Origin of the sequence: Phenylobacterium sp., from assembly GCF_041916435.1 — a bacterium.
Taxonomy (GTDB): domain Bacteria; phylum Pseudomonadota; class Alphaproteobacteria; order Caulobacterales; family Caulobacteraceae; genus Phenylobacterium.
The window spans coordinates 552,275-570,776 of the sequence record NZ_JAYRZM010000004.1; the positions used below are offsets into that span (position 1 = coordinate 552,275).

Below are 18,502 nucleotides of genomic sequence, written 5' to 3' on the forward strand. Positions count from 1 at the left end.
TGCCCACCACCGTGCTGGGCGGGTTCCTCGGCGCGGGCAAGACGACGCTGGTGAACCATCTGCTGCGCCACGCCGACGGCCGGCGGATCATGGTGATGGTCAACGACTTCGGCGAGCTGGCCATCGACGCCGACCTGATCCAGTCCAGGGACGGCGAGACCATGGCGCTCGCCAACGGCTGCGCCTGCTGCTCCACCGGCGGCGACCTGCTCCGCGCCTTGATCGCCGTCCTCGACGGCCCGGTCCGGCCCGACCATCTCCTGATCGAGGCGTCCGGCGTCGCCGATCCCGACCGCCTGGCCGACGTCGCCCGCGCCGATCCGGACCTGCGGCTCAGCGGCGTCGTCGTCATGGTCGACAGCGGCCGCATCGAGACCCTGCTCGCCGATCCGCGCATCGGCGGCCAGGTGGCCCAGCAGCTCGCCTCCGCCGACCTTCTGGTGCTCAACAAGCAGGACCTGGCGGCCGATCCGGACCTCGCCGGCCGGCTCCAGCCCCGCGCGCCCGGCGCGGCCGTCGTCGCCGCGCGCCATGGGGCGCTGCCGGCGGACCTGGTGCTGGGCGAGCTCGCGCCGCGCGGCGCCTGGCGCGCGAAGGCCGTCGAGGCGGGCCACGAGGAGTTGTTCGCCCGCTGGACCTTGCTGGGCGGCGCGCCGCTCGCCGAGGCGGCCCTGCGCGACGCCCTGGCGCACATCCCGCACGGCGTCCTGCGGCTGAAGGGCTTCGTCGTCCTCGACGACGGCCGCATCGCCCAGGTGCAGGCCGCCGGCGGCCCCGGCCAGATCGAGGGCTTCGTGCCGGCCGAGCCGTCCGCCGTCACCCGGCTCGTGGCCATCGGCCCGCGCGGAGAGCTCGACCGCGAACGCCTCGACCGGCTGTTCAGCCCCGGCCAGGCGGCCCGGCCGGACCGGTGAACAAAGCGGCGCGCGCCGGTCGATCCCTGGTCGGCGGCGCCGACGGGCTTGCGGCGCGCGCGGCCTTGCCCGAAGCGTTCCGGCGCCGGCCGAGTCGCCGGCCCTTGGCCCGTGGGTGAGTGCGTATGAAGCTGGTTGATGTCCTGATTGTCGGCGGCGGGATCGCCGGCGTGTCGTTGGCCGCGCGCCTGGCCGGGCGCCTGCGGGTGCTCTTGCTGGAGCGCGAAGCCATCCTGGCCATGCACACGACCGGCCGCTCGGCGGCGCTGTTCAGCGAGGCCTATGGTTGTCCGCCGGTGCGCCAGTGGACGCGCGAGAGCCGCGCCTTCTTCGACCGTCCGCCCGAGGGCTTCGCCGACACGCCGCTCCTGACCCCGCGCCCGTTCCTGTCCGTCGCCCGGCCGGAAGAGGTCGATCAACTGCGCGCGCACATCGCTGACAATCCGGGGATCGTGCGCGCCGTCTCGCCGGCCGAGGCGCTGCGCGCCGCCCCTTTCCTGCGGCCCGACCAGTTCGTCGAGTTCGCCGAGGAGCCGGCTTCGGCGGACATCGACGTCGGCGCCCTGTTCGACGGCTTCCGCCGCATGGCCCTGGCCGGCGGCGTCGAGATCGCCACCGCACAGCCGGTCACGGGCCTGGACCGGCGCGAGGGCGGTTGGCGGGTTTCCACGCCCGACGAGGAGATTGAGGCGCGGGTAGTGGTCAACGCGGCCGGCGCCTGGGCCGGAGAGTTCGGCCGGATGGCGGGGCTGGGCGACCTCGGCCTTGTTCCCAAGCGGCGCACGGCGATCGTCTTCGAGCCGCCCGCGGACGTCGACATCTCGGCCTGGCCCTTCACCGGCGACATCTCCGAGCAGTTCTATCTGAAGCCCGAGGCCGGCCTGATCCTGGCCTCGCCGGCCGACGAGACGCCCAGCCCGCCCTGCGACGCCCAGCCCGAGGAGCTGGACGTGGCGACCATCGCCTACCGCATCGAGGAAGCCACCACCTTGCCTGTGAAGCGCATCCGCCGACGCTGGGCCGGGCTTCGCACCTTCACCCCGAACCGCACCCCGTTCTTCGGCTTCGACGAGGCGGCCGAGGGCTTCTTCTGGCTGGCGGGGCAGGGCGGCTACGGCATCCAGACCGCGCCGTCGATCTCCGAGCGCGCCGCCGCAATGATCCGTGATCGGATCTGAAGCCGCCCCCTTCCGGGGGTGAAGCGCCCGGTCGCCGGGCGCCCGCCGCGCGCCGCGCCGGCAGGCCGGGCCGATCCGGCGCCATGCCCGGTTCGCTGCGATGCAACTGTCACGAAGTTGCGCAAGAAGGGGCCTCGCTCGACCCCTGGAGGTTCCGTGTTGCGCGCACGTCTCGTTTCTCGTCTGGCCGCGGCCGCCATCGTCCTGGGCTTGGCCGCGCCAGTTCCGGCGGCCGCGCGCAACCTGGTGATCTTCGTCGCCGACGGCCTGCGCTCGCACATCGTCACCGACGAGACCGCGCCCGACCTGGCCAAGGCCCGCGCCGAGGGCGTCGACTTCGCCGACAGCCATTCGGTCTATCCCACCGTGACCACGGTGAACGCCTCGGCCATCGCCACCGGCCACTATCCGGGCGACACCGGCGACTTCGGCAATGTGCTCTACGTGGGCAAGCCGTTCGCCGCGCCCTACGCCTCCCAGGTCCAGGCCCTGGAGGACGACGACGTCCTCGGCCTGATGAACGAGCGCTTCGACGGGAACTACCTGGGCGAGACCAGCCTGCTGCAGGCCGCCCGCGCCCAGGGCTATTCCACCGCCGTGATCGGCAAGCTCGGCCCGGTCGGCGTGCAGGACGTCACCGCCCGCGACGGGAACGGGACCATCGTCATCGACGACGCCACCGGCTGGAAGGAGTTCGGCGGCCTGCCGCTGGCGCCGGACGTCGCCGCCGCCATCAAGGCCGCCGGCCTGCCGGCCCAGGCGGCCGACCGCGGGCTCAACCAATGGCCCGGCGCCTACAACATGCCTGGCGTGAGGGTGTCCAACGCTGAGCAGCAGGCCTGGTTCCTGGCCGTCGCCACCAAGGTGCTGCTGCCGCGCTTCAAGGCGGCGGGAAAGCCCTTCGTGCTGATCTACTGGTCGCGCGATCCCGACGGCACCCAGCACAACACCGGCGACAGCCTCAACAAGCTGACCCCCGGCATCAACGGCCCCGTCGCCCTCTCCGGCGTGCGCGACGCCTCCGACAACCTGGGCGCCCTGCGCAAGGCCCTGGCCGACCTGGGGCTGGCCGGCGACACCGACGTGATCATGACCGCCGACCACGGCTTCGCCACCATCTCGCGCGAGAGCAAGACCAGCGCGGCGGCCAAGCTCAGCTATCCGGACGTGGTGCCGGGCTTCCTGCCTCCGGGCTTCCTCGGCGTCGACATGGCCAAGGACCTGGACATGCCGCTCTACGACGGCGCGGGCCTGCCGGTGAACACGGCCGAGGGCTTCTATCCGAAGGGCGCGGCGATCCTGGGCAAGGACCCGGCCGCTCCCGAGGTGGTCATCGCCCCCAACGGCGGCTCCGACCTGATCTACCTGCCCGGCGCCGACGCCAAGACGCTGGCCGCGCGCGTGGTCGATTTCCTCACCCGCCAGGACTACACCGGCGCGATCTTCGTGCGCGACGACCTGGGCCCCATCCCGGGCGCCCTGCCGACCAGCAAGGTCGGCCTGGCGGGCGACGCGCGCACGCCGTCGCCGGCCGTCGTCGTCTCCTTCCGCAGCTTCGACACCGGCTGCGCCGATCCGGAGATCTGCGCCGTCGAGGTGGCCGACACCAGCCTGCAGGAGGGCCAGGGCATCCATGGCTCGCTGGCCCGCCACAACACGCACAACTTCATGGCCGCCGTCGGCCCGGACTTCCGCAAGGCGTTCGTCGATCCCACGCCGGTCAGCAACGCCGACCTGTCGGTCACCGCCGCCCACCTGCTCGGCCTGAAGATCGAGCCGCGCGGCCAGGCGGTCGGCCGCGTCGCCGCCGAGGCCCTGGCCGCCGACGGCGCGCCGGTGGCTCACGAGGCCTTCACCCTGCGCTCCGAACCGGCCGCCAACGGCTTCGTCACCATCCTCAACGGCCAGACCGCCGAGGGCCGTTCCTACTTCGACGCCGCCGGCGCGCCGGGCCGCGCGGTGGGTCTGAAGCCCTAGGTTTCAGCGCGGTCACATTCCCGTATCTCTTGCAATTGGCGCCCTAACCGCCGAATCCGCGTTAACTAGGGTCACGGGCAAGTAAGAGCGGGCGCATGATCACGACCGAGGCTCCCGGCGTGTCGGAGACGCGCCACCGGATGGCCAACCACCAGCAGCTGCTGGCGGCGCTCGCGCGGCTGCGCAGCCAGCGCGCCGGCGATCCCGAGGTCGCCCGCCAGCTCCTGTGGATGGCCGAGGCCATCAGCCTGATCGGCGTGCTCGAACGAAAGCGCGTGGGCGACGCCGGCGTCGACCTGGCCGCCTGGCTGGCCGAGATGATTCCGATCTGGCGCCGCCGCCACGGTCCGGGCGCGCCGGAGGTGGAGCTTCAGAGCGAGGTCGTCGTCGCGCCGGACAGCGCCGCCTCCACCCTGGCCCTGATCGCTCAGGAGCTGGTGCTCAACGCCCTGACCCACGGCTGCGGCCCGGGCGGCGGCGACCATGTGACGGTGCGTCTGGCCCGCGAGGGCGACAATTGCGTGCTCAGCGTCTCCGACAACGGTCCGGGCTTCGCCGGCGGCGCGCCGTCCGAGCGGTTCGGCCTGTGGCTGGTGCGCAGCCTCTCCAGCCAGGTGCGCGGCCGCCTCAAGCTGGCCGGCGACGACGGCGTCGCCGCCACCCTGACCTTCCCGTTCTAGAGCCTCCCGCGCCGCCTCAGTGGAACCGCAGGTGGGTGTGGTCGCTCAGGTCCGGCGCCTGGCGGCGCGCGTTCGCCACGGCGATCTCCCAGGCGAAGCGCATCGGTCCGGCCTCGGTCACCCAGACCTCGGCGTCGGCCGCGCGCAGGCGCAGCATGGTCAGGCGCGGATCGCCCCGGCCCTCGGGGTGCCAGGCCGCGATCACCGCGTTCCAGTACTTCTCCATCCGCGCCTCGTCGTGGCGGATCGCCAGCTCCCCGCCGATGCAGGCGTGCACCTCGCGGGTCTGGAAGACGAAGACCGCCGCGCGCGCCTCGCCGACGCGCCGCACCAGGTTCGTGTCGCTGCGGCTGAAGAACCAGAGCTCGTCGTTGTCCGGCTCGGCGAAGGCGCTCATCGGCTGAAAGCAGCGCGCGCCCTCGCCGACCAGGCCCAGCATGCCGGTCTGGTGGCGTTGCAGCTCGTTCCAAAGGCGCCGTTCGACGGCGGCGCGGTCGAGGGGCTGAAGGGTCATGGACGGCTCCGCGGGTTGACGGATGGGCTCACCCCTCAACCCGCAAGTCGCCGCCCTGTTCCGGCGGCGATCAGCCGCGCGGCGTGATGTACGCCGAGGACACCCAGCCGCGGTTGCCGTTCTCGTCGTCCACTTCCCACCACACGCCGTTCTTCTGGCCGGTGGGATAGACCAGGTCGCCCGGCGCGAAGGTGCGCACCGAGGGCGCGCTGGTGGAGGGCGACTTGCGCAGGATCACGTTCTGGGTGGCGGTGTAGGCCTGGATGCCGGCGTTGGCCGAGGCCTCGGCGCCGGTGGGCACCTGGCCGGCCTGCATGTAGTGCACCAGGTCGACGAAGGCGTTGAAGTAGGCCGCCGAGATCACCTTGCCGATGTCGGTGTCGGCGTAGCCGCCGCCGGCCGCGCCGAGGAAGCCGCTGCCGCCCCAGCCGCCGCCGCCAGCGCCGAAGCTGACGTCGGTCTTCTGGGCCACGCCCTCGGCGACATAGAGCTGCTCGGTCGTGCGCGCGTCCACCAGGGTGATCAGCGCCTGGGCCTGGGCCTTCTTGGTGCGCAGGCTGCCGGCCAGGGCGCCGAAGCCGCCGGGCAAGAGCGAGCCGGCCACCGCGCCGATCGCCGAGCCGCCGGAGTTGGAGTCCGAGTTGGCGATGTCGGGGATGATGAAGTAGTCGGCCGCGGCCACCTGGCCCTTGCCGACGTTGGAGCCGCGCCGCAGGTCGCCCGAGGCGCCCAGGGCCGCTTCCTGGCTGCGCATGGCCAGGCCGCCGTTGCGGTCGACGATCCGCAGGCAGTTCGACCGCGAGGCGAACAGCTTCAGCAGGGCCTCGGGGTTGGACAGGCCCAGCTCCGTCCACCACTTGTTCTCGGGCTCCTGCACCGCGGCGGTGCCCAGCGGACGGTCGCAGCGCGGCAGCTCCGGCGTGGCCGCGTTCTTGGGCTGTTTCTTGTCCATCCCGTACTGCGCGCTGGCGGGCGTGGCGGCGATCAAGGTGGCCATGAGCCCCAGGGCCGTGGCTGTAACGGAAAAGACGCGCATTTCGCTCCCCAGTGAGATTCTCGACCGCGGCAAAATAGTCTTGCGCGTCAATGCGATCAATCCGCGCAGGCGCTGGGCGCCCACAAGAATTTCCAAAGTTTCTCTCAAGGAGCGGTGTTTTTGGACAAGGCCGCGGCCCCGTCGTTGCGATAGGCTCGCAGCCATGCCGCAGAACCTCCCGGACGCTCGCCGCGAGCAGATCTTCCCCACCCTGTCGCCGCAGGAGCTCGAGCGCGTGCGCCCGTTCGGCGAGCCGCGCCGCTTCGCCGTCGGCGAAGCCCTGGCGCGGGCGGGCCAGGCGGGCCTTGGCATGTTCATCATCCTGTCCGGCCGGGTGTCGGTCACCCGCCGCGACGCCGAGGGCCGGCCGACGCCGATCACCGAGGAGGGCCCGGGCCAGTTCCTGGCCGAACTCGCCCAGCTCACCGGCCAGCCGGCGCTGGTCGACGCCCACGCCCTGACCGAGGTCGAGGCCCTGGAGGTCTCGCCCGAGCGCCTGCGCGCCCTCTTGATCGCCGAGGCCGAGCTCGGCGAGCGGATCATGCGCGCGCTGATCCTGCGCCGGGTCAACCTGATCGAGGCCGGCGCCGGCCCGGTGATCCTGGGGCCGCAGGATCACCCCGACGTGGTCCGCCTGAAGGGCTTCCTCACGCGCAACGGCCACCCCCACTTCGGCCTGGATCCGCGCCGCGATCCGCCGGCCCAGGCGCTGGTCGAGCGCTTCCATCTCAGCGAGGCCGAGCTGCCGATCGTCGTCTGTCCGGGCGGCGATCTGCTGCGCAATCCGACCGAGGGCGAGCTGGCCCGTTGCCTGGGCATGGTCGGCCGGGTCGATCCGGACAAGCTCTACGACGTGGCCGTCGTGGGGGCGGGGCCGGCGGGCCTGGGGGCGGCGGTCTACGCGGCCTCCGAGGGGCTGTCGGTGCTGGTGCTCGACACCCGCGCCTTCGGTGGCCAGGCCGGCGCCTCGGCGCGGATCGAGAACTACCTGGGCTTTCCCACCGGCATCTCCGGCATGGCCCTGATGGCCCGCGCCTTCAACCAGGCCCGCAAGTTCGGGGCCGAGACGGCCATCCCCGACACCGTCGCCTGCCTGGACTGCGATGAGGCGGACGACGGCTTCACCCTCAACCTCGGCTGCGGCGCGAAGGCCAGGGCGCGCACCGTGGTGATCGCCTCGGGCGCCCGCTACCGGCGCCTGGCGGTGGACAACCTCGACATCTTCGAGGGCGGCGGCGTCCACTACTGGGCCACGCCCCTGGAGCGCGCCCTCTGCGAGAACGAGGAGGTGGCGCTGGTCGGAGGCGGCAACTCCGCCGGCCAGGCGGTGGTCTATCTGGCCGAGCGCGCCGCCAAGGTCTGGCATCTGGTCCGCGCCGCCGACCTGGAGACGGGCATGTCCCAGTACCTGGTCGACCGCATCCGCGGCCTGTCCAACGTGGAGGTCCTCACCGAGACCGAGGTCGTGGGCCTGGAGGGAAGCGAGCAGGGGCTGGCGGCGGTGCGCTGGCGCAACCGCCGCACCGGCGAGGAGGCCCGCCGCGAGCTTCGCCGGCTGTTCCTGTTCATCGGCGCCGAGCCCAACGCCTCCTGGCTGGAAGGCTGCCGGATCGAGCTCGACGGCAAGGGTTTCGTGCGCACCGGCCCCGAGCTGGGGGCCGACCGCCACGCCCTGGAGACCAGCCGCCGCGGCGTCTTCGCCATCGGCGACGTGCGTTCCGGCTCCATCAAGCGCGTGGCCGCCTCGGTGGGCGAGGGCGCCCAGGTGGTCGCCGCCATCCACGCCCATCTGGCCGGCCGCCGCGCCGCCGCCGTTCACCGCCCCGAGCCTGCGAGAGTCTGATGAGCTGTTCCCATGTCGGCCTGATCCGCAAGGTCACGCCCAGCGCCCGCGGCTGCGAGGAGTGCCTGAAGACGGGCTCGATCTGGCTGCACCTGCGCCTGTGCCGCATCTGCGGCCACGTCGGCTGCTGCGACAGCTCGCCGAACCGCCACGCCACCGCCCATTTCCACGCCACCGGCCACCCGATCATCGAGGGCTACGACCCGCCCGAGGGCTGGGGCTGGTGCTATGTGGACGACGTCATGCTCGACCTCACCGACGACATGACGCCCCAACTCGGCCCCATCCCGCATTACGACGGCCGGCCCTAGCGTCGGGGCCGCCCGGCCCCCATCTTGCGGCCTTACCGTGAAGCTGGGTTGGGGACCGCGTGCAGCCGATCATTTCCGTCAAGGACCTGTCCAAGACCTACGCCGGCGGCTTCACCGCCCTGCAGGGCGTGGACCTGGAAATCCGCGAGGGCGAGATATTCGCCCTTCTGGGGCCGAACGGGGCGGGCAAGACCACCCTGATCAGCATCCTCTGCGGCATCGTCAATCCCACGGGCGGGCTCGCCGCCGCCGGCGGCCACGACGTGGTGAAGGACTACCGCGCCGCCCGTTCCCTGATCGGCCTGGTGCCGCAGGAGCTGTCCACCGACGCCTTCGAAAGCGTCTGGGCGACCGTCGCCTTCAGCCGCGGCCTGTTCGGCAAGCCGGCCAACCCGGCCTATCTGGAGCGGCTGCTGCGCGAGCTGTCCCTGTGGGACAAGAAGGACGAGCGGATCATGGCGCTCTCCGGCGGCATGAAGCGCCGGGTGCTGATCGCCAAGGCGCTCAGCCACGAGCCGCGCATCCTGTTCCTCGACGAGCCCACCGCCGGCGTTGATGTCGAACTACGCCGCGACATGTGGGACATGGTCCGCCGCCTGCGCGAGACGGGCGTGACCATCATCCTGACCACCCACTACATCGAAGAGGCCGAGGAGATGGCCGACCGCATCGGCGTCATCTCCAAGGGGCGGATCGTCCTGGTCGAGGACAAGGACGTCTTGATGCGCAAGCTCGGCAAGCGCCAGCTCACCTTGCATCTGCAGCATCCGCTCCAGGCGGTTCCCGAGGGCCTGAGCGACTTCCAGCTCGAACTCGCGGGCGAGGGCGACAAGCTCGTCTACACCTTCGACGCCCAGGCCGAGGGCACCGGCATCGCCGACCTGCTGCGCCGGCTCGCCGCCCAGGGCGTCGACTTCAAGGATCTGCAGACCAAGGAGAGCTCGCTCGAGGAGATCTTCGTCAGCCTGGTGAGGTCGCGTCCATGAACCTCTACGCCGTCCGCGCCATCTACCGCTTCGAGATGGAACGCACCTGGCGCACCCTGGTGCAGTCGATCGCTTCGCCGGTGATCTCCACCTCGCTCTATTTCATCGTCTTCGGCGCGGCCATCGGCTCGCGCATGACCCAGGTCGACGGGGTCAGCTACGGCGCCTTCATCGTGCCCGGCCTGATCATGCTGTCGATCCTGACCGAGAGCATCTCCAACGCCTCGTTCGGCATCTACATGCCCAGGTTCTCGGGCACGATCTACGAGGTGCTCTCCGCGCCGATTTCCGCCTTCGAGATCATCACCGGCTATGTCGGCGCGGCGGCCTCCAAGTCGATCATCCTTGGGCTGATCATCATGGCCACGGCCCGGCTGTTCGTGCCCTACCACATTGCCCATCCCTTCGTGATGGCCGCCTTCCTGGTGCTGACGGCGCTCACCTTCAGCCTGTTCGGCTTCATCCTGGGGCTGTGGGCCGACGGCTGGGAGAAGCTGCAGATCGTGCCGATGATGGTGGTCACCCCGCTCGCCTTCCTGGGCGGCAGCTTCTACTCCATCAGCATGCTCCCGCCGTTCTGGCAGAAGGTCACCCTGTTCAACCCGGTGGTCTATCTGGTCTCCGGCTTCCGCTGGAGCTTCTACGGCTCCTCCGACGTGGCGGTGGGCCTCAGCCTCGGCGCCACCCTGGGCTTCATGGCCCTGTGCCTGGCCGTCATCTGGTGGATCTTCAAGACCGGCTGGCGCCTGAAGGCCTGACGGCTGGCCTGACAGCCGCCGTCCCCGGATGCTCCCCCTCTGGGGGAGCTGTCCCGCAGGGACTAAGGGGGACTTTGACTCCGTCGCCGTCGCCCCGATCGCGCGCGGCCGACCGCACGAAAATCCCCTCCGTCTCGGCGCTGACGCGCCGATCCACCTCCCCCAGAAGGGGAGGATCTGAACGCCCGCCGCGCGCGAGGCGGGCCGGCCGCCGCCAGATGCTCCCCCTCTGGGGGAGCTGTCCCGGGACTGAGGGGGACTTCGACTCCAGCCGGCGTCCGGTGCGTCCTGCGCCGGCTTACGGCCCCGGCCGGCGGTCCAGATAGGCCCGGGCGAGCTCGATCAGCCGCTCGCGGCCGAAGCTCGGGTCGTGGCCGGCGTGGACCACCTGCACCGGCAGCTCCATCAGCCGCTCCATCGTCCGCCGGTAGGCGGAAATGTCCGCGCCCTCGATCTCGTCCAGCAGCGGCCCGTCATAGATCGCGTCGCCGGAGAACAGCACGCCCGTCGACGCCTCCCAAAGGCCGATGGAGCCCGGCGAGTGGCCGGGCAGGTGCAGCACCTCGAAGGCCCGGTTTCCCAGGTCGACCACGTCGCCCTCGGCCAGCACCCGCGTGGGCTCGGCGCCCTTCAGCGCATAGGCCGCCGGCGAAAAGCCGGAACGGGGCGCGGCGGTCAGCAGGCAGCCGCCGACGTCGTAGCCCCAGTCCTTCATCTGCGCCTGGAAGGCCGGCGGATAGTCGGCCAGGTCCAGCGAGAAGGAGCGGCGGCCCGTCGCCATCGCTTCGGCCTCGCAGGCGTGGATCAGCCGGTGGTCGAATTCGTGCATGCCGCCCATGTGGTCGGAATGGGCGTGGGTCGCCACGGCGGCCAGCGGCTTGTCGAACAGGTCCCGCGCCGCCTCGCGCAGGCTGGCCACCCCAAGGCCGGTGTCCACCAGCATGTCCACGTCTCGCCCGCGCAGGTGCCAGATGTTGCAGCGGAGCAGGGGATCCACGTGGGGCTCCCAGAGCAGCGTCAGGTCCGCATCGATCGTGCGGCGCTCGAACCAGCGGTCGGCGATGGGCAGGGCGGTCATGGGTCAAGCCTTCCGTCTCCGCTCGCGCGCCGGCAAGCCCCATCGCGCCGGCTGCCCCGGAAACCTCGGCCGCGCCTTGTCCCAGATCAAAGCCCCGGCCGGCCCGCCGCGGAATGATACGCGGTCCCAAGCAGCAGAAGGCCCGCCATGTCCGACGTCGACGCCGAGGCCACGCCCTTCCACCGGATCGGCGAGCAGCCGGCGATCCGCCGCCTGGTGGACCGCTTCTACGACCTGATGGAGACCGACCCGGCCTACGCCGAGCTGCGCGCCATGCACGCGCCGGATCTGGCGCCCATGCGCGGCTCGCTGGCGGGCTTCCTCACCGGCTGGCTCGGCGGTCCGCGCGACTGGTTCGAGGCCAACCGCGGCGTCTGCATGATGAGCCTGCACGCCCGCGTCGGCGTCAGCGCCGCCACCGCCCGCCAATGGCGCGAGGCCATGGCCCGCGCCCTGGCCGACACCGGCGTCGACCGCGGCCTCGCCGCCCAGATCAACGCCGCCTTCGCCCGCATGAGCCAGAACATGCAGCGCGACTAGGGCTCAGCCTGGCAGCCTCGGGAACTTCGCGACGCCCTCGGCCACCAGGTGGTAGGGCCGCGCATCGTCCATCCAGATCGCGATCTGCGGGCCTTCGAAGGCGTCCTGGTCGTCCAGGGTTCCCACCTTCAGGATCACGATGTCCGGGTTGGAGGGAATGCGCGACAGGATCGGCGCGCCGCAGGTTCCGCAGAACTCCCGCGTGACCGGCTGGTCCAGGTCCGCGCGGGTGAACCGCTTGGGCTCGCCCTTGGTGTAGTGAAAGCTCTTGGCCGGCAGGCCCATGAAGTAGTTGGCCCCGCCGCCGGAGATGTGCTGGCACTCACGGCAGTGGCAGGCGCCCTTGAACACCGCCGGGCCCTCGGCCTCGTAGCGCAGTTCGCCGCAATAGCATCCGCCCGTCAGTTTCATCGCCGTCCTCCCGTCGGTCGTGGTTGGACCGATCAAGCCAAGCGGCCGTCGGGGCGGTCAAGCGCTATTCGGCCACGGCGCGGGCGGCGGCCTCCACCCGGGCTCGGGGCATCAGGCGGATCGTCGTGGTGGCCTTGGCCAGCACCTCGCCGTTGGGGCCGAGCAGGCGTCCCTCGGCGAAGCTGGTGGACTTGCCCGACCGTTCGATCCAGCCCTCGGCCACCACCTTGCCGGGGCGGGCGGGGGCGAAGAAGCTGACCTTCAGCTCCAGCGACATGGGCGTCATGTCCGGCCCGGTCTGGCTCATCGAGGCGTGCGCCATGGCCGCGTCGATCCAGCCGCAGACGAAGCCGCCCTGCACCACCCCGCCGGAGTGGCACATGTGCATCCCCGCCTCGTACTCGATCACGGCGCGCCCGTCGGCCATCTCCAGCACCCGCACCTGGCCCAGGGTCTTGTGCAGGTCCATCGGGGGCGATGCGGCGGCGGTGTCGGTCATGGGCGGGCTCCGGTGGCGAAGGGCCGCCAGCATCGGCGAGCCGGCCGGCCGGCGCAATGGTCAAGCCGCGCGTCGTCGTCGCGTCCGATACATTAGAAAATGCGTATGTTCGAATGCGTCTTGACCAATCTCAACGCCGCCCGCGCGCGCATTGGATAGGTCGGTCGCCGGGACGGAACGGAAAGGATGCCGATATGAAAAATCTTACGTTTTCGATCGCTGCGGTCGCCGCCACGCTGGCCTTGGCGCCGCTGTCGGCTCTGGCCCAGGCCGGTCCTGGAGGCGGCATGGGCGCTGGCGCGGGCCAGGGCACGGGAACCGGCATGGGCCCGGGGATGGGTCAAGGCATGGGGCAAGGCATGGGCCAGGGCATGGGCGCCGGCCAGGGCATGCAGGCGCGCGCCGCCGACCGGCTGGCCCAGCGCGACACCAACCATGACGGCGTGCTGAGCGCGGCCGAGCACGACGCCTGGGCCGCCGACGTCTTCGCGGCCATGGACGCCGACGGGAACGGCAAGCTCACGCGCGAGGAGTACATGGCCGTGCGCATGGGTCCCGGCCCCATGGCCGGCGTCTCGGCCCAGCGGATGCAGCAGATGCAGGCCCGCGCCCAGGCCCGCAAGACCCTGCGCTTCGAGATGATGGATCCCAACGGCGACGGGCAGGTCACGCGCGAGCAGTTCATGCGCCAGAGCCGCCTGGACTTCGCCGACGCCGACGCGAACGACGACGGCAAGGTCACGCTGCAGGAGTTCCGCGCCTTCCATCGCGGCATGTAGGCGGGACGGGCGCGGAGGCGGCCTCCGCGCCCGCCGCATTTTCGCCGCGGATCGAGCGCGCACTCCGCGCCGACGGGTGATGCCCGCCGTTAAAGCGCATGGGTACGAAAATGCGTGAGCGCCACCTGCTCGGGGGGGCTCATCGGCGGGGGCCGGAGGCGGCGCGCCCCTTGTCCTTGGATGAACGCCCGCGGTCCTGGGCCGCGACGGTGGGGCTTGGCGGATGCGTCGGCGCCCTGCGTGAAAGCCTGGGCGCGGCCGACCGCGTCGAAAGGCCGTTCCGTCACTGGCTGCTGCGCGGCCTCCTGCCTTGGAACATCCTCCTGGCGCTGGCGGCCCTGCCGTTCGGCGCGCCCGAGGCCGCGTCGGGCGAGGGCACGCGCGAATCCCGCAACGAAAGCCGCCGCTATCTCGACGCCGACGCGGTCGCCGCCTTCGCCGCCTGCCGGGCCGTGGCCCGCGCCTTCCAGGCGCCGAGCACGGTCGCGGCGGTCGAGCGGCTGGCGGGCGTGGCGCTGGACGGCGCGTGGCTGCGCATCGAGCTGGCCCAGGACCGGGACGGCTTCTGGCTGAAGCCGCACACCGACCTGGGGGTGAAGCGCTTCACCCTGCTCTGCTACCTCGACGCCGAGGGCCAGCCGGAGATGGGCACCGATCTCTACGACGGCTCAGGCGGCTGGGCGGGCCGCGCGCCCTTCGCGCCGGGCGCGGGCCTGGCCTTCACGCCGGCCGGCGACACTTGGCACGGGTTCGAGCCGCGCCCGATCGCCGGCGTGCGCAAGAGCCTGATCGTCAACTATGTCAGCGGCGCCTGGCGCGCGCGCGAGCAACTGGCCTTTCCGTGCGCGCCGGTGCATGGCCCCGCGCCGCGGCGGCCGCGGCCCTTCGGGGGTCAGTGAAGCCGGCCCTCGACCGGCAGGGGCTGCGCCTGTTGCAGGAGGGCCAGGAGCTCCTGCTCGCTGACATGGTTCTGCAGCTTGGCGATCCGTTCGACGATGCGCATCAGCGCCGTTTCGCTCTCGCCTTCCTTCAGGATCGCCAGCAACGCCTCGATCTCGTGCGGCGGCAGCCCGGCCGGGACCACCTGCGGGTCGAGGTCCAGGCAGAGCGGACCCTGCAGGCCCTGCGTCTCCTCCATCTCGGTCACCGCCTCGGGGCAGACTTCCACCTCGATGGCCTGGGCCACGCCCTCGGGGTAGGGCGCGGGCAGGCCCAGCACCCGGGCGCGCCAGCCGCTGGAGTTCAGCATGGGCGGCAGCATCTCCAGGTCGATCATGCCCACCAGGCGGCTGGCCCCGCGGGCCATGGCCACCTCCAGCGAGGCCAGCCGGATCTCCGCCCGCCGCTGGGCGCCGCCGCGCCCCCGGACCGCGCCGGTGGCGAAGTAGCGGCTGATCTCCCACACGTCCGGCCGGTTGATCGGCGGCTCGTCGTCGGCGACCAGGTGCGGGAAGACGTCGCCCAGCACCGAGCCATCCTCGGCCGGGCGCATGCGCATCGAGCAGCTGATCTCCCCGTCCGGCTCGATGGCCAGCAGGTAGACCATCTTGTCGTCGTCGTACTCGTCGTATTCGCCGCCGTCGCGGACGGTCATGGCGTTCCATCCGCGCTCCTCGACGAAGTGGACGCGGCGCAGCTCGTGCATGCGGGCCAGGGCCTCGGCGTAGAGGCTGCGGTTGGCTTGGGTGACGACGTGGATCATGGGAACCCCCAGGTTCGAGGGCTCCATCTTCCGCCGCCGGGCCGGCGCCGGTAGTCGGCCGATCGGCCGACTTGTCCGTCCTAGTGGTCGAAATCCTCCGGGTCGATCAGCCAGCCGCGGCGGGCGGCCTCCAGGATCGCCGGCACGGTCGACAGATAGCCGAGCTTGGCCTTGGCCCGCTCCAGGTGGGTCTTGGCCGTGCCGATCGACACCCCCAGGATCTGGCAGATCTCCGGGATGGACTTGCCGCGCGAGAGCCAGACCAGCACCTGGGTCTCGCGCCGGGTGAGGCCGGTGGGCGTGGCCCGGTCGCCCTCCAGCTCCAGCAGTTGCAGGCCCGCCGTGGCGAACATGGCCCCGCACGCCTGCAGCACCGCGCGCGCCTGCTCGGAGATGTCGACGCCGCGTCCCACCAGGGTCAAGGCCGAGACCTCGCCCAGGGCGCCGTGGATCGGCACGATCAGCCCCTCGGAGCCGTCGCGCCGGGCGGTGGCGAACAGGTCCTTGGCCTCCTCGCCGACGACCATCGGCTCGATGTCGGTCCAGGTGAAGGCGCGGGTGTGGGTGAAGACGGCGCGGAACACCGGATCGTAGCGGTAGCGTCCGCGGGAGAGGTAGTCCTGCCGCCGGCTGGCGTCGCCCAGGCCGAACAGCACCTTCGGCTGAATGGGCCGGCCGGGCTCGGCCATGATCACGAAGCTGGTCCGCTCGAAGCCGAAGCGCGACACCAGGCCCGCGAAGTGACCTTCGAGCGCCACCACGTCGCCGATGCTGCGGCTCTCGCGCAGGAACTTCAGGGCCTCGGCGTAGCGCTCGGTCACGTCAGTCGTCCGGCGCCAGGTTGCGCGCCAGGTCCAGGATCGCCCGGCGGACCTTGGGCGACCTGATGGTCGAGAACACCTTCAGCAGGGCGAAGGCGTCGGGCTCGGCCAGCAGCGAGGCTTCCGAGGCCGTGGCCGGCGTCCCGTCGGCGCGGTCCAGGTCGCCCACCAGGTCGGCGAGCCGGCAGTCCAGCGCCTGGGCGATGCGCACCAGCGTGGAGAAGCTGACCCGGTTGGCCCCGCGCTCGTACTTCTGCACCTGCTGGAACGACAGGGCGAGCGCGTCGGCCAGGGCCGATTGGGACATCTTGGCGTTCAGGCGCCGGTAGCGGATCACCTGGCCCAGGGCCACGTCCAGCGGGTCGCCGTGGCCCGCACCGGGTTCAGTCATGTTCAATGCGACGTTCCTCCACGACTGGGCTCGCCGCGGCTCTTGGGGCCGCCGATCCGCCAGCCGTCGCGCCCAGCTTGCCTCAACCTCGCCGTCTCGCCCAGCCCCATGAGCGCCCAGGCCGGGGATTGGCCTTGGGCCGCGCCAGGGCCTAGGCTGGCCGCCCGGTTCGCCCCCCGCCCATGAGGATCGACCCCATGAGAGCCATCGCCTCCGCCCTCGCCGCCGCCGTCCTGGCGCTGGTCCCGCTCGCCGCCTGCCAGGCCGCCGGCCCGCCGCCGCCCCAGCCCCAGGCCACCGCCTTCAAGGTGGGGAGCCTGGAGCTCTACGCCCTGCGCGACGCCCAATTCATGCGGCCCAACGACGGCACGCTGTTCCCGGGCCACGCCGCCGAGGCCGTGGCCGAGCTCCTGAAGGCCGCGGGCGACGCGCCGGACGCCATCCCGCTCAGCGTCGACGCCCTGCTGGTGAAGACGCCCGACCGGCTGGTGCTGATCGACACCGGCGTCGGCGGGGTGCTGCAGGCGAGCCTGGCCAAGGCCGGCTTCAGCCCGGACCAGGTGACCGACATCCTGATCACCCACACCCACGGCGACCACGTGGGCGGGCTGGTCAAGGACGGGGCCCTGGCCTTCCCCAAGGCGACCATCCGCATGTCGGCGCCGGAATGGGCCTGGATGCAGACCAAGACCGCGCAGGCGGACCTGGTGAAGGCCATCGCCCCGCGGGTGAAGACCTTCGAGCCGGGCGCGGCGGTGCTGCCGGCGGTCACCGCCGTGCCGATCGCCGGCCACACGCCGGGCCACACCGGCTATGAGATCGTCTCGGACGGCCAGCGCCTCCTGGACATCGGCGACACCGCCCACAGCTCGATCGTCTCGCTCGCCCACCCGGACTGGCCCATCGAGTTCGACACCGACAAGGCCGTGGGCGCCAAGAGCCGCATGGCCGAGCTGAAGACCCTCTCCGAGAGCCACGAGACCCTCTTCGCCCCGCACTTCCCCTATCCGGGGGTGGGCCAGATCGAGGCGGCGGGCGGCGGCTACGCCTTCAAGCCGACGGTGAAGGCGGCGCAATAGGGCTCAGCCCCGCGCCGCCAGCCGCTGGGCGATGAAGCGGTCGACGGCGTCGGTGTAGGCGCCGGGCAGGCCGAGGTTCTCGTTCACCTCGCGGTGGGTCAGATCCTGCGGCGAGACGGGCGTGGGCCGGCCGGCGCGCTCGGCCTTGGCGGCGAAAGCCCTGGCCTGGCCGCAGGAATCGTCGGGGCGCTTCAGGGCGCAGACCAGCAGCATCGGCTCGGCCGCCGCCGTCCAGCGGTCGATCGGCGAGGTCCTGGCCCAATAGGCCGGGTCGGCGCCGAACGCCTCGTCGTAGAAGCGCGCGTGGCGCTTGCCCATCACCGCCGGCACGTCCATGGCCGCCGAATCCAGCACCACCGTCCCGGCCCAGCGGCGGCCGACCATGGACGGGTCGGCCGAGATCAGCGCCACCAGGTGGGCGCCGGCCGAATGGCCCATCAGGACGAGCCTGGCCGGATCGGCGCCCCAGCCGGCGGCGTGCGCCTGGACGAAGCGGACGGCGGCGGCCACGTCGCTCGCCTGCTCCAGGGCCATGGCCTCGGGCAACATGCGGTAGTCGACGCTGACGAAGACGTAGCCCATCGGCAGCCAGTGGCGGAGCTTGTTCTCCAACAGGCCATGGTTGGCCTTGTCGCCGATCTTCCAGGCGCCGCCGTGGACCATGACGATCACCGGGGCGTGGCGCGCGTTCGGCGGGACGTAGACGTCGATCGCCTGCAGCGGGGCCGGGCCGTAGGACGCGGTGAGCTTGCGGGCGCCGGGGGCGATCGCAGCCAGGTCGACCGGCCGGCTCTCCTCGGCCGCGCGCTGCTGCATGCGCTCCTCCATCTTCGCGCGCCAGCGCTCGCGAAGGGGACTGGTCTGCGCCCCGGCGCCCGCAACGAGGGCGAGGGAAATGGCCGCGCCGGCCGCGATCACGACGGCGGCCTCGAGGATCGGCTTCATGGCGTCGTCCTTGTCCTTGCATCCCTCCGCGCCGTCCTAGCGCGCGGGGCGCGGCGGGGA

21 protein-coding genes are annotated in these 18,502 nt (G+C 71.9%); 12 read left to right on the plus strand and 9 right to left on the minus strand.

All coding sequences use genetic code 11. From position 1 onward, the window contains the following. Positions 1–11: 11 nt before the first annotated feature. From ACE3TA_RS14060 to ACE3TA_RS14075, 4 genes are all read left to right on the plus strand, one after another. Positions 12–914 (plus strand): GTP-binding protein, encoded by a 903-nt coding sequence (locus tag ACE3TA_RS14060; protein WP_374574705.1) that lies wholly within the window; start codon positions 12–14, stop codon positions 912–914. 125 nt (positions 915–1,039) lie between these two features. Continuing rightward, positions 1,040–2,092, plus strand: coding sequence for an NAD(P)/FAD-dependent oxidoreductase (locus tag ACE3TA_RS14065; protein WP_374574707.1), 1,053 nt, complete (start codon positions 1,040–1,042; stop codon positions 2,090–2,092). Between the two features lie 156 nt (positions 2,093–2,248). Further along, entirely contained in the window at positions 2,249–4,069 is a 1,821-nt protein-coding gene (locus tag ACE3TA_RS14070; protein ID WP_374574709.1) for an alkaline phosphatase family protein, read from the plus strand. Between the two features lie 95 nt (positions 4,070–4,164). Further along, positions 4,165–4,749 carry a sensor histidine kinase gene (locus ACE3TA_RS14075; RefSeq protein ID WP_374574711.1) on the plus strand — a complete coding sequence of 195 codons (585 nt, stop codon included), beginning with the start codon at positions 4,165–4,167 and terminating at the stop codon, positions 4,747–4,749. A 16-nt stretch (positions 4,750–4,765) separates the two neighbouring features. On the opposite strand, the gene ACE3TA_RS14080 is transcribed toward ACE3TA_RS14075, so the two are convergent. Together ACE3TA_RS14080 and ACE3TA_RS14085 are read right to left on the minus strand one after the other, a co-directional pair. Beyond that, the gene (locus tag ACE3TA_RS14080; RefSeq protein ID WP_374574713.1) at positions 4,766–5,263 is read right to left on the minus strand and encodes a pyridoxamine 5'-phosphate oxidase family protein; all 498 of its coding nucleotides are present in this window, start codon (positions 5,261–5,263) and stop codon (positions 4,766–4,768) included. A 70-nt stretch (positions 5,264–5,333) separates the two neighbouring features. Then, positions 5,334–6,299: a CsgG/HfaB family protein gene (locus ACE3TA_RS14085; RefSeq protein WP_374574715.1), complete on the minus strand. Its 966-nt coding sequence runs from the start codon at positions 6,297–6,299 to the stop codon at positions 5,334–5,336. Positions 6,300–6,462: 163 nt separating this feature from the next. Between ACE3TA_RS14085 and ACE3TA_RS14090 the strand changes: the two genes are divergently transcribed. The 4 genes from ACE3TA_RS14090 to ACE3TA_RS14105 are packed head-to-tail and all read left to right on the plus strand — an operon-like array spanning position 6,463 to position 10,197. Further along, the gene (locus tag ACE3TA_RS14090) at positions 6,463–8,142 is read left to right on the plus strand and encodes an FAD-dependent oxidoreductase (protein ID WP_374574717.1); all 1,680 of its coding nucleotides are present in this window, start codon (positions 6,463–6,465) and stop codon (positions 8,140–8,142) included. Then, complete coding sequence (locus ACE3TA_RS14095) at positions 8,142–8,453, plus strand: UBP-type zinc finger domain-containing protein (protein ID WP_374574719.1); 312 nt, start codon at positions 8,142–8,144, stop codon at positions 8,451–8,453. The genes ACE3TA_RS14090 and ACE3TA_RS14095 overlap by 1 nt, the downstream gene beginning before the upstream one ends. Before the next feature lie 59 nt (positions 8,454–8,512). Next, entirely contained in the window at positions 8,513–9,439 is a 927-nt protein-coding gene (locus tag ACE3TA_RS14100) for an ABC transporter ATP-binding protein (protein ID WP_374574721.1), read from the plus strand. Further along, the gene (locus tag ACE3TA_RS14105) at positions 9,436–10,197 is read left to right on the plus strand and encodes an ABC transporter permease (RefSeq protein WP_374574723.1); all 762 of its coding nucleotides are present in this window, start codon (positions 9,436–9,438) and stop codon (positions 10,195–10,197) included. The genes ACE3TA_RS14100 and ACE3TA_RS14105 overlap by 4 nt, the downstream gene beginning before the upstream one ends. 298 nt (positions 10,198–10,495) lie before the next feature. Here ACE3TA_RS14105 and ACE3TA_RS14110 read toward each other — a convergent pair whose 3' ends face one another. Beyond that, positions 10,496–11,275, minus strand: coding sequence for an MBL fold metallo-hydrolase (locus tag ACE3TA_RS14110; protein WP_374574725.1), 780 nt, complete (start codon positions 11,273–11,275; stop codon positions 10,496–10,498). A 147-nt stretch (positions 11,276–11,422) separates the two neighbouring features. Between ACE3TA_RS14110 and ACE3TA_RS14115 the strand changes: the two genes are divergently transcribed. Further along, positions 11,423–11,815: a group II truncated hemoglobin gene (locus ACE3TA_RS14115; protein ID WP_374574727.1), complete on the plus strand. Its 393-nt coding sequence runs from the start codon at positions 11,423–11,425 to the stop codon at positions 11,813–11,815. Positions 11,816–11,818: 3 nt separating this feature from the next. Here the strand turns inward: ACE3TA_RS14115 and ACE3TA_RS14120 are convergent, their stop codons facing one another. Continuing rightward, positions 11,819–12,226, minus strand: coding sequence for a GFA family protein (locus tag ACE3TA_RS14120; RefSeq protein ID WP_374574729.1), 408 nt, complete (start codon positions 12,224–12,226; stop codon positions 11,819–11,821). 64 nt (positions 12,227–12,290) lie between these two features. Next, positions 12,291–12,725 carry a PaaI family thioesterase gene (locus ACE3TA_RS14125; protein WP_374574731.1) on the minus strand — a complete coding sequence of 145 codons (435 nt, stop codon included), beginning with the start codon at positions 12,723–12,725 and terminating at the stop codon, positions 12,291–12,293. A gap of 194 nt (positions 12,726–12,919) precedes the next feature. Between ACE3TA_RS14125 and ACE3TA_RS14130 the strand changes: the two genes are divergently transcribed. After that, complete coding sequence (locus ACE3TA_RS14130; RefSeq protein ID WP_374574733.1) at positions 12,920–13,504, plus strand: EF-hand domain-containing protein; 585 nt, start codon at positions 12,920–12,922, stop codon at positions 13,502–13,504. Between the two features lie 170 nt (positions 13,505–13,674). Then, complete coding sequence (locus ACE3TA_RS14135; RefSeq protein WP_374574735.1) at positions 13,675–14,403, plus strand: hypothetical protein; 729 nt, start codon at positions 13,675–13,677, stop codon at positions 14,401–14,403. Here ACE3TA_RS14135 and ACE3TA_RS14140 read toward each other — a convergent pair. The 3 genes from ACE3TA_RS14140 to ACE3TA_RS14150 all read right to left on the minus strand — a co-directional run bounded on the left by ACE3TA_RS14140 (position 14,397) and on the right by ACE3TA_RS14150 (position 16,418). Continuing rightward, positions 14,397–15,206, minus strand: coding sequence for an acyl-homoserine-lactone synthase (locus tag ACE3TA_RS14140; protein WP_374574737.1), 810 nt, complete (start codon positions 15,204–15,206; stop codon positions 14,397–14,399). The genes ACE3TA_RS14135 and ACE3TA_RS14140 overlap by 7 nt on opposite strands. A gap of 80 nt (positions 15,207–15,286) precedes the next feature. Next, positions 15,287–16,027, minus strand: coding sequence for an autoinducer binding domain-containing protein (locus tag ACE3TA_RS14145; protein WP_374574739.1), 741 nt, complete (start codon positions 16,025–16,027; stop codon positions 15,287–15,289). 1 nt (position 16,028) lies between these two features. Then, positions 16,029–16,418, minus strand: a complete 390-nt coding sequence (locus ACE3TA_RS14150) for a helix-turn-helix domain-containing protein (RefSeq protein ID WP_374574741.1) — start codon at positions 16,416–16,418, stop codon at positions 16,029–16,031. Positions 16,419–16,615: 197 nt separating this feature from the next. Here ACE3TA_RS14150 and ACE3TA_RS14155 point away from each other — a divergent pair, with 197 nt between their 5' ends. After that, positions 16,616–17,497, plus strand: a complete 882-nt coding sequence (locus tag ACE3TA_RS14155; RefSeq protein WP_374574743.1) for an MBL fold metallo-hydrolase — start codon at positions 16,616–16,618, stop codon at positions 17,495–17,497. Positions 17,498–17,500: 3 nt separating this feature from the next. Here the strand turns inward: ACE3TA_RS14155 and ACE3TA_RS14160 are convergent, their stop codons facing one another. Then, the gene (locus ACE3TA_RS14160) at positions 17,501–18,442 is read right to left on the minus strand and encodes an alpha/beta hydrolase (RefSeq protein ID WP_374574745.1); all 942 of its coding nucleotides are present in this window, start codon (positions 18,440–18,442) and stop codon (positions 17,501–17,503) included. Between the last annotated feature and the right edge of the window lie 60 nt (positions 18,443–18,502).